Source organism: Methanocalculus natronophilus (assembly GCF_038751955.1).
In the GTDB taxonomy this organism is placed as follows: domain Archaea; phylum Halobacteriota; class Methanomicrobia; order Methanomicrobiales; family Methanocorpusculaceae; genus Methanocalculus; species Methanocalculus natronophilus.
Window position 1 is genome coordinate 263,410 of sequence record NZ_JBCEXH010000003.1, and the last position, 10,235, is coordinate 273,644.

At 51.3% G+C, this 10,235-nt stretch carries 8 protein-coding genes and 1 tRNA gene; 5 read left to right on the plus strand and 4 right to left on the minus strand.

Annotation, left to right across the window (positions count from 1 at the left end):
• Positions 1-3: 3 nt before the first annotated feature.
• On the plus strand, positions 4-1,896 hold the full coding sequence (locus ABCO64_RS05425) for a beta-CASP ribonuclease aCPSF1 (protein ID WP_253459486.1): 1,893 nt from the start codon (positions 4-6) through the stop codon (positions 1,894-1,896).
• Complete coding sequence (locus ABCO64_RS05430) at positions 1,893-2,966, plus strand: MFS transporter (protein ID WP_253459489.1); 1,074 nt, start codon at positions 1,893-1,895, stop codon at positions 2,964-2,966. The genes ABCO64_RS05425 and ABCO64_RS05430 overlap by 4 nt, the downstream gene beginning before the upstream one ends.
• A gap of 924 nt (positions 2,967-3,890) precedes the next feature.
• On the opposite strand, the gene ABCO64_RS05435 is transcribed toward ABCO64_RS05430, so the two are convergent.
• Positions 3,891-6,560 (minus strand): hybrid sensor histidine kinase/response regulator, encoded by a 2,670-nt coding sequence (locus ABCO64_RS05435; protein WP_292615494.1) that lies wholly within the window; start codon positions 6,558-6,560, stop codon positions 3,891-3,893.
• A gap of 80 nt (positions 6,561-6,640) precedes the next feature.
• Positions 6,641-7,153, minus strand: a complete 513-nt coding sequence (locus ABCO64_RS05440) for a GyrI-like domain-containing protein (protein ID WP_253459495.1) — start codon at positions 7,151-7,153, stop codon at positions 6,641-6,643.
• A 214-nt stretch (positions 7,154-7,367) separates the two neighbouring features.
• Between ABCO64_RS05440 and ABCO64_RS05445 the strand changes: the two genes are divergently transcribed.
• A complete protein-coding gene (locus ABCO64_RS05445; RefSeq protein WP_253459498.1) occupies positions 7,368-8,543 on the plus strand; it encodes a carboxypeptidase regulatory-like domain-containing protein in 1,176 nt (391 codons plus the stop codon).
• A gap of 118 nt (positions 8,544-8,661) precedes the next feature.
• Here the strand turns inward: ABCO64_RS05445 and ABCO64_RS05450 are convergent, their stop codons facing one another.
• Positions 8,662-8,814 (minus strand): hypothetical protein, encoded by a 153-nt coding sequence (locus ABCO64_RS05450; protein ID WP_253459501.1) that lies wholly within the window; start codon positions 8,812-8,814, stop codon positions 8,662-8,664.
• 162 nt (positions 8,815-8,976) lie between these two features.
• Between ABCO64_RS05450 and ABCO64_RS05455 the strand changes: the two genes are divergently transcribed.
• Positions 8,977-9,255, plus strand: coding sequence for an Rpn family recombination-promoting nuclease/putative transposase (locus ABCO64_RS05455; protein ID WP_256472520.1), 279 nt, complete (start codon positions 8,977-8,979; stop codon positions 9,253-9,255).
• On the opposite strand, the gene ABCO64_RS05460 is transcribed toward ABCO64_RS05455, so the two are convergent.
• Positions 9,213-9,297, minus strand: a tRNA-Leu gene (locus tag ABCO64_RS05460). The two genes, ABCO64_RS05455 and ABCO64_RS05460, sit on opposite strands and share 43 nt — an antisense overlap.
• 201 nt (positions 9,298-9,498) lie before the next feature.
• Here ABCO64_RS05460 and trpY point away from each other — a divergent pair.
• Positions 9,499-9,999 carry a TrpY family transcription regulator gene (trpY, locus tag ABCO64_RS05465; RefSeq protein WP_253459504.1) on the plus strand — a complete coding sequence of 167 codons (501 nt, stop codon included), beginning with the start codon at positions 9,499-9,501 and terminating at the stop codon, positions 9,997-9,999.
• The last annotated feature ends 236 nt before the right edge of the window (positions 10,000-10,235 follow it).

The following is a 10,235-nucleotide window of genomic DNA, read 5'->3' on the forward strand; positions in this document are numbered from 1 at the left end:
TCCATGTTGATTGAGGAGAGGCTAACGCAGCTGAAAGAGCTTATCAACCGTAAAGTGCCTTCAGGCATTACGGTGTCCAATGTCGAATTTGAAGGCCCTGAACTGGTTATTTATACCGATGATCCAAAGCAGTTCGCAGACAAGGCTGATCTCATCCGGGTTCTTGCCCGCGATCTCCGGAAACGAATTGTTGTACGGCCAAATGTGCTGGAAGATCCCGAACGTGCCTACGACGAGATACAGCGGATAGTACCTGAAACTGCAGGTATTACGGATATCTTCTTTGATCCCGATACCGGCGAGGTTTTGATTGAGGCAGAAAAACCTGGTGTGGTCATCGGCAAAAACGGCGCCACCCTGAGGGACATCACAAAAAGCATCGGGTGGACGCCAAAAGTTGTCCGGACGCCGCCGATCGAGAGTTCGACTGTGAAACAGATTCGCAAGTATCTCCGGGCAATCCGTGATGAGAGGAAGGAGTTTCTCCGGACAAGCGGCAGGCGTATCCACCGGGATATTAATGGAAAGGATCACTGGCTCAGGGTTACGACGCTTGGATGCTGCCGGGAAGTCGGACGAGCTGCGTTTCTTCTCTCCACCCCGGAGAGCAGGATACTTATCGACTGTGGTGAAAAGCCGGGCGCAACAAATGGAGCAACCCCGTTCCTTGGTGTACCTGAGATTCAGCCATTGACAAACCTTGATGCAGTTGTCCTCACCCATGCGCACCTTGACCATTGTGCACTGGTTCCGCTTCTCTTCAGGTACGGGTTTTCAGGTCCCATCTATTCGACGCCTCCAACCCGTGATCTCTCCTCTATGCTCCAGCTCGATTACCTTGAGGTGATTAAAAAGGAAGACCGGCCTGTCCCGTACTCCTCAAATGAAGTAAAACAGTACGTCAAACATTCGATCACCCTCAACTACGGGTCTGTCACCGATATTGCACCGGATATCAAGCTGACCTTCCATAATGCAGGCCATATCCTTGGATCTGCCATCGCTCACTTCCATGTTGGTGACGGTCTCTACAATATTGCATTTACAGGGGACTTTCATTACAGCAAAAGCCGGCTCTTTAATCCGGCAACCTCAAACTTCCCCCGCCTGGAGACGATCTTCATTGAGAGCACCTATGGCGCCTCCCAGGATTCGACACCGTCACGGAAAGATGCAGAGTCAAAACTCTATGATGTGGTCAGGCGGACAGTCGAGCGTGGCGGAAAGGTGATCATTCCGGCATTTGCCGTCGGCAGGTCACAGGAAGTGATGCTCGCACTTGAAGAGGGTATCAGAAAAGAAGAGATTCCGGGTGTCAAGGTGTATCTTGACGGGATGATCAGGGAGGCGACAGCCATCCATACCACCTATCCTGAATACCTCAATTCTGATCTGAGGAACCAGATCTTCAGGGAAGGCCAGAATCCGTTCCTCTCGGAATGGTTTGAACAGGTGGACTCGCCAGACAAGCGGGAGACGGTTATCGGTGGCGATCCGGCAGTCATCATAACCACATCAGGCATGATGAATGGCGGGCCGGTGATGGATTACCTCCATAATCTCGCCAATGACGAGCGTAATACGCTTGTTTTTGTCGGATACCAGGCTGACGGAACGCTTGGCCGCCGTATCCAGAAAGGCTGGCGTGAGATCCCGATCGGATCGAAAGGGAGTATTACTGTCAATCTTGAGGTGACAACGGTCGAAGGATTCTCCGGACACTCGGACAGGCGGCAGCTGATGAATTATATCAGCCACATGCATCCAAAGCCCGAGCGGATCTTCTGTGTTCATGGAGAGGAGAGCAAGACGCTCGATCTTGCCAGTTCAATCTACAAGAAGTACCATATCCAGACCCATGCACCTATGAACCTTGAGACGTACCGGATGGTATGATACCGCGATATCTCCCCGCACTGGCCGGTGTCTTCTCAGTGATGGCACTCTCAAATGCTGTGGTGCCGGTGCTGCCTGTTTTTGGCGAGGGGAGCGCGCTGCAGGGGATCATCTTCTCTGCATATTTTTTTGGTGCACTCGTTACTGTCTTTCCTGCGGGTTTGCTTGCAGACAAAATCGGTGCCCGCATTCTTATCCGGATAGGACTTGGCATAACAGTCATCTGCGGAGTTCTGCTGGTTCTTATTGATATATTCTCAATTATAGTGCTTGTCAGGCTGATCGAAGGTATAGCCGCAGGGCTCTTCCTTGCATCTGCCATGTCAGTGATCAATGCAGACCCCAATCATAAGCGGCTCTCAGGCTTCTTCATGGGGAGTCTGAATGCAGGGCTTCTTGCAGGGCTTGCCGGAACAGGCTGGATCGTATCAGTCGCAAGTGATCCGCGGGCTGGTCTTGCTGTCTTTACGCTCACTGCAGTTGGAGCCTTTCTCCTCTCGCTTGGGATGAGACAGGAGACCGCAACCCGGGCTGTGAAACCCTCAGCCATTCCCCTGTACCTGAGCCAGTACAGGTGGCTCTGGTATTCCATCATCATCCTGGTCGGTACAACCGGTGCTGCCACCGCACTGTATCCTGAGTTTGGAGGACATGATCCACTGATTACCGGGTTTTTTATTGCGAGCATGAACCTGGCAACGATGATCGCTGTTCTGGTTGTCTCCAACCTGCTCCTCGATCCGGTGACAACGATCCGGGTTGCTGCGCTTGGGATGGCCGTATCAGTTCTCATCTGCCTGTATACACCAATTGGATTTCCCCTCATGGGCGCATTTGCAGGCGTTGCGATCATCTCTCAGATGGCGTTCCTTGCCGAGACCGGCGGGCCGCAGGGGGCGCTGATGGGGCTGTTTAATACCGCATCATATGGGGGATTGTCTCTCCTCCCGTTTGCAACCGGCTTTATCGCAGAGTATACGTCATTTACGTTTGCGTTCCTCGCACCTGCTCTCTTTGCAGTCACGGTGGCCGTCTTTATCGGACGATGCCAATGCAGGCTGCCTGCATGACCTGTTGCCGACCGGTTGCCACCTGAAGGAGATGGCCTGATGTGCGGATGTGCGGATGTTGCTGTCCAAACAGGATCTGCTATTCAGAACCCCCCACCGCACGTCCGGTCCCGTCCGCAAATGCTTCGCAAAGGAGGTTGAGCCGGGTTACCGCAGATGCGTACGCGGGAGGGGCGGGGATGCTTTGTGTGCCTTGTTTAGGTGGATCAATACCCGTTTTAATAGCGGACACTCAAGAGATGAGCATAATCGGGTTTTATAGGTCAAGAATCAGAACCCCCCGCCGCCCCGGCCACGTCCGCAAATGCTTCGCAAGTGAGGTTGAGTCGGGTTGCAGCAGATGCTGGCGCGGGAGGGGCGGGGATGCTGCGGGGGCTGCCAGAAGGAGAGAAATCCGTTTTGATAGCGGAGATTCTGGAGATGAGCTTAATCGGGTTTTATAGTTGAAGAATCAGGATCTCCCCCACCGCCCCGGCCCCGTCCACAAATGCTTCGCAAAGGAGGTTGAGTCGGGTTATCGCAGATGCTTTGTGCGGGAGGGGGGGGTGCTTCGGGGGCTGCCAGAAGCAGATATCACCCCGATTCCTGCGGAATCGCCTTTCAGGTTGCTCTCTCGAGCAAGGGTGTATCAGCTCTGTCATCCTGATCCCTTCGCCCGACCCCGCCCCCCGATACCCGCGCCGCAACTGCTTCATTGTCTCCCAAATGTTCCCGGTTGTTGTATCGGGATCTTTTCTCACGCTCTTAAGAATTCAGAACACCCTCGCGATCAGAATTTTGGAGAAGAGTTAGAATTCTATTGGAATTTTATTCGAATATTATTAGGATGTTAATAGAATATTATTAGGATTCTGGAGAAGAGTCGGCGTTATTGTACGTTGTACGGTGCATCGAACTTCATCTATCTATCGCGATCTTCCGCAATCATCCTCGATCATCCTCGATCTTCCAGCTGCCTTCCGGGATCAGCATCTCAAACCGTGCACCCTCTCCATACGTGCCGGTCTCCCTGATGGAGATGCCTGAGATCATCAGGATCTCGCGTGATAGGAAGAGGCCAAATCCTGTGTTCTTTCCAAAACCACGTTCGAAGATCTGATCTTTTTGTTCATTTGGGATACCTGAGCCGTCATCTTCCCAGATGATCCGGCAGTCAGCATCGTCTGGTTCAAAATAGAGGTGTATCCTGGTCGCATGCTCACCGTGACGAGCGGTGTTGTCGAGGAGGTTTGCAAAGACTTTATGGAAGACCGGCTCGGCATAGACAAAGAGCCCGTCTGCGTCATCCTGAAGGGTGAGCGTCTCAGGAAGGTTTTCAGGGAGGAGGGAGGAGACCCGAAGCCATTTCCGATCACCTGTTCCGAGCTGTTCATATTGTTTTGATAGTTCGATATACTGGCCGATCTCCAAAACCGCCTCCTGTACTTTCTGCATGTATGCATGCTTCTCTGCCTGGTCCATCTCATCAGAACAGAGGGCCAGGTATCCCCTGATCACGGTCAGTTTATTCATGATATCATGCCGGGTCACGCCTGAGAGGAGTTTGAGCCGCCGGTTTGCATTATAGAGGGCTTCTTCTGCTGCTTTCCGATCGGTTATATCAGAGAGGACGAGGAGGGTTGCATCCCTGTCACTGTGCCGGATGGTTGCGCCTTTGACGATGACAGTTACAATTGTACCGCTCTTCTGCCGGAGATCGATCTCATATGCCGGTATATCCTTCCCCTCTCTACGTGTGGCAAGGTTCTGGATCACAAGATCTGCATCCTTTTCCACGACATAGGTGAGAACGTGGGATCCGATCATCTCGTCTGCAGCATAGCCAAGAGCCGTGACTGCAGTATTATTGATCTGCAGGATTCTGCCATCCTCATCATAGATCAGGATATAATCCGGGAGGTTTTCGATTAACCGGCGGTTGAAGAGTTCGCTCTCCATCAGTGCGGTTTCTGCGGTCTTCTGATCGGTGATGTCACGGCTCACAATCAGGACCGTATCAAGGTTTTTGTCATCATCATAGAGGAGTCTGATGGTATTATTGGTCCAGATGGTGGATCCATCCCTGCAGATCACTTCGAGATCCAGTGAGAACGAATGGAGCGAATCATCTCTCCTGCTGTTGATCTCCTCGTTGAATCTCGCCAACGCAATCTGTTTTGACTGTTCTGTCAATACTTCATCAAGGGTCTGTCCGATCCCCTCTTCAACCGAAAAACCCCGGAGCTGCTGTATTGAGGGGCTTACATAGGTACATCTCAGAAAACGATCCATCACCGTGATCGTCTCGGTCATATTCTCGGCAATCATCCGGTAATGCTCCTCAGATCTTCTGAATGCCTCCTCGATCCTGACGCGTTCTGATATGTCGTGGAGCGAGGCTACCGACTGCCTGGTGCCTGGGATCAGGCCGACAGTGACGAGAATGGGGTGGGGATTGCCATCTGAACTGATGAAGGTGAACTCATAGGTTCGGGGAGGGGATTGATTGGGTGATCTCCGCTCTGCATGGTATCGTCGCATCCGATCCTGATCATGCTTGCTGACGAACCCTGTCCAGCTTCGTCCACGTAATTCTTCTGCAGGAGAGCCTGCCAGCTGTTCAAAGGCACTGTTTGCGAGTGCGATTGTGGTGTCCTCGTTGATGATGATGGTGGGTGTGTTTGTGTATTCAAAAATTGTTCTGTAGGCAGCCTCTGACCTGATAACTTCCTCTTGTGCAGCCGAGATCTCATCCAGCTGATGGCGAAGCTCCTCCTCGGCAGCCTGGAGCTGCTCGTTTGCTGCCATGAGCTCGTCATTGAGCCGTCTCTGCTCTCTGTCCCGCTCCATCAGTTCGGTGATGTCACGGCCAACCGACTGGTACTCGCGCACGTCACCATTTTTGTCGTAAAACCCGCGAGTACTCCATCGCTGCCAGAGAATGGTTCCATCCGGCATGATGACACGCTGTTCGAGGATTCCAGACGGGTTCTCTGGTGTGAGTCCTGCATAGAGGCTGTCGACCTTCCCGAGATCATCGGGATGGATAGTGGGCCTGAATCTGCTTCCGATTAACTCATCTCTTGATTCTCCGAAATGGCGGCAGAAGGCATCGTTTACAAAGATGATGGTGCCGTCCGGGAGGAACCTGCAGATGAATTCATCCATATCCTCAACAACGTTCCTGTACCGCTCCTCGCTTTCATGGAGGGCTGTTTCATTCCTTTTTCTGGCGATCGCATACATCACCTTGCTCGTGAGGACTGCAAACTGTGACTTTGGATCGCCGCCTTTCTGGATGTAGAAGTCGGCGCCGCTGTTTAAGGCTTCAATTGCCACCTCTTCCCGCCCTTTGCCTGTGAAGATGATAAAGGGTATTTCATTGCCTTCTCCCCTGAGATGTTGCAGAAACCCGATACCATCCATCTCCGGCATCTGGTAATCCGATATGATCGCGTCGAACTGCTCTATTTTGAGACGTGCGATCGCATCTGGTGCGCTGGTGCAGGTCAGGACCGTCCAGTCCTGGTTCAGTTCAAGGAAGCGTTTTCCAAGCTCAAGGAGGGCAGGTTCGTCATCGACATAGAGGATCGTAACCGGTTGGGTCTGGCTCATGAATAGATCAGAGTATTGATCGGGAAGATTCATTAAGCGTATCGTTTCCACGAATCTCTATCAGTCCCACGACCAGAGGATTACTTCCAGGCACGTGCAGATGGCTCACCCGTGGATCCGGTATCTGATATGGGTGCATAAATCCAGGTGACAAGGATATCTTCATCCGTGACCGCGGGATCATTGATATAGACCTCGCGGACAGGTCCATTGAGTTCGAGATCGTTTTTTGCAAGCCACGCAAAGAGTTCCTGATACGTATCGTGGCGGTCGCGGTATGGGCCCATATGGATGATCCGTGCCATCTTCCCGCCGGGGATTTCATAGACAGAAAGATCGCCGGAAGCCTCTGCTTCACCCTCTATTGGAAAGACAACCTCACGAACGGAGTCTCCGGTTTCCGCTGCCTGCTTTGCAGTCTCTTGCCGGGTTTCCTGGCAGATATACGCGGGTGGACCAATGATAGTGATGCCCTGTTTTGTACAATACTCTGCAATCTCCCGGATCATCTCCTGAATCTTCGGATACGGCCCCTTTCGCCGGAGTCCGATGACTCTCTGATCTGCAACATCAACGGTCAGTATCAGGCGCATGAAGAGGTGATCTGTCATCCTTGCATTTAAGGGATGGTGTTTGGGACATCCCGTCACTTGGGGGTCCTGTCGTATCATTGTGTTGGAGAGTCTTGTGTTGGAGAGCAAAGAGATGTATTACCATTTAATCTGCATTCCGGGCTGCACTTTTTCCCAAATGGACAATCCTTTCGTTCCAAAACGTTTAAGCCATTCTCATTCACTACAGGTATTGATGAAAAAATTACTCATTCTCTCAATAATTATCCTCTTCCTCTTTGGAGCGCCCGTGGTTGCCGCTTCAGAAGAGGATGAAAAAGGGGATACATTCACGCTGGACGTCACTGTGAAGGATAGTGATAGTGATCCGATCAGTGATGCCAGTGTAAAGGTGGATGATAAATCAAAAGATACAAGCGCTGATGGAAAAGCAACAATTGGGCTTGAGAACGGAACCTATTCCATTTCAGTCTCTCATGAGGATTATGAGGATTCCTCTCAAGATGTGACAATTGATGGTGAGGACAAAACCATGGAATTCACATTGACTCTCAAGCAGGCTGAAGAGAGCGGAGGTGAAAATGGAGCTGGAAATGGCGAGGAAGAGAGCGGAGGTGAAAATGGAGCTGGAAATGGTGAGGAAGAGAACGGAGGTGAAAATGGTACAGAAGAGACAGAAGAAGAGACTGAATCACCCGATGTTGCCCACACTGTCACACTCACCGTGAAGGACAGTTCAAACAATAACCCGGTCAGCGGAGCCCGGGTTCGCATAGAGGATGATGATGCATACTCCTCGGTGAAGACGACCAATGTTGATGGCGAGGTCTCGTTCAGCCTCTATGATGGCGACTACCAGGTTTATGTATCGAATCAACAGTACCGGGATTGTGAGGAGGAGCTGCGTATTGATGGGTCTGACAGCTCTGATACATTCTACCTGGAGAGAGGCAATAACATCGACTTTCTGATCCTGGATGCAGACACAAACGTGAAGCTGTATGGAGCCAGGGTCGCTGTGAATGGTGAGGAGGTGGGTATTTCCGGAACAGATGGGATCGTCTCAGACAGCCTGAGAAAAGGCGGAGGCGATGAATACCGGATATCTGTGACCAGATCCGGGTATACTGCCAATATTACCAGAAAAGAGATCGCTCTGGATGAGCGTGAAATCATACTTCTGATGACTGAGGGAGAGGCCACCCCAACTCCCACAGCCACAGCAACTCCTACGGCAACACCATTGCCGGTACAGACATATGGAGCAGCTGATCAGGCTGAGATGGACAGGCTTGCAGCCGAGAGAGAAGAGATAGAAAGAGAGATCGCCGCACTCGAACAGGAACTTGAGCAGCAGGGGATCGTCAACCAGATCATCAGCTTCTTCAAAGGGCTCTTTGGGATGAAGTAGCAGGCAGGGTAGAACAGAACTGGTCTCTTCTTCATCTTCTTCTTCTTTTTTTTATCCAGGTATCAGATGATCCCTCCCGCTGTCAATCGCACCTGTCTCTATTGCATATTACTTGCATTTATGACACTGCTTCAAGAATGAACCCGGTAACGAGTCGGGTTTTACTAACCCGCCGCCGACCATAGAGGATAATAAGCCGGCCGCCATCTTTCTTCCACTCCTCTTCAAGGATGGCAGGCTCGGTCTCGCGGCCTACGAATTCCCTAATCATACTTAGTACTAAGCAGGATTAGGACTAAGCAGGATAGGACTAAGCAGGATAGGACTAAGCAGGATTAGTATTGAGGTTTTGCCTCCAGATTACTCTCAAAATATCAAGTAAGCAACCAATTTGAGACTAATTGGTGTATCCTCTTCAAATCATCAAAAAAAAATGAAGCTTATTGGTGTTAGCGAGGCAGAGACGGCCTCGTGGTACGTTTTCAGCCACAAAGAGATGATGGCAGACCTAATCTCCGGATTCCTCAATGAGGAATTTGCCTCTGCATGCGACTTTTCGACACTGAAGCGGTGTAATGGCAGTTATGTGACTGACGATCTCAGGGAGCGTGAAGATGCTATCCGGGTTGTGAGAAAATCAGCTCGTGACAGAATGATCAGAAAAAAGAGTGCGAGGGACCGGATTCGAACCGGCGAACACCTACGTGACTAGGCCCTCAACCTAGCGCCTTTGACCTGGCTTGGCAACCCTCGCTTAGGAATTACCTGATAAGATACGCTCCTTTCCTTAAAAATGCTATCGATCGCTTTCGTCTGGTGGTGACAATATTGAAAAGATACCCGGAGAGAAATAACCTTCCATAACCAAGGCGGGCAATTGTACAGAAATCAGCATCCACCCCCTTGATCAGACAATCGCATCCTTTTTTTGTCATGAGACCAATCATCTGGTGCTATGTGGTCAGCTGTCACCGATGCTTTCAAAGACTCGCCCTCCCAGCTTCGTGTCGTCCGTTTTCTCCTTGAAAACGGCTTTGGCGTGAATAGTGCAGGAAAGATCACGGCAAACGGGATCGAGATGCCGGCAACCCAGGTGGCGCGTGCAATCGGTGTCGACCGCCGTGTCGTCGACACCACAGCGCGGAGCATCCTCGAGGATGACGCCCTGCGCGATGTCTTCTGTAACATCCGGGTAACACCGGATCTCTCCCAGGTTGCAGAAGCACTTGGCCTTGCCATCATCACCCTGATTCCGAAAAATGCAGCCGACAAGCATATCGTCTCTTCAGCTGTCAGCATCCTTGCAGACTATGATCTCTCAATCCGCCAGCTCTTCGTCACCGATCCCATATACTCCGAAGAGCCCAGACTCGTCATGATCATCGACAGCCCGCTCCCCCCCGGTATTGCAGAAGATCTCAGAAAACTGCCCCACGTGAAGCGCCTTATCCTCTAGCAGGACCCTTGAAAACGCATCTTCTATAAAAGGATCTATTGTATCAGCTCAAATCTGCAGGAGAGGACACTACACCCCCTGAATGTTGCCCTTTCAGGAACAATCAGGGGGAAGATAAAATGACTCTTCTCCAAAATGCTGATCGCTCGTGTTTTTCCTGAATTCTTCGGAACGGGGGAAAAGATCCCGATGTAGCAACCAAAATAATCAGGAATGAGTGAAGCAGGTGCGGCGCG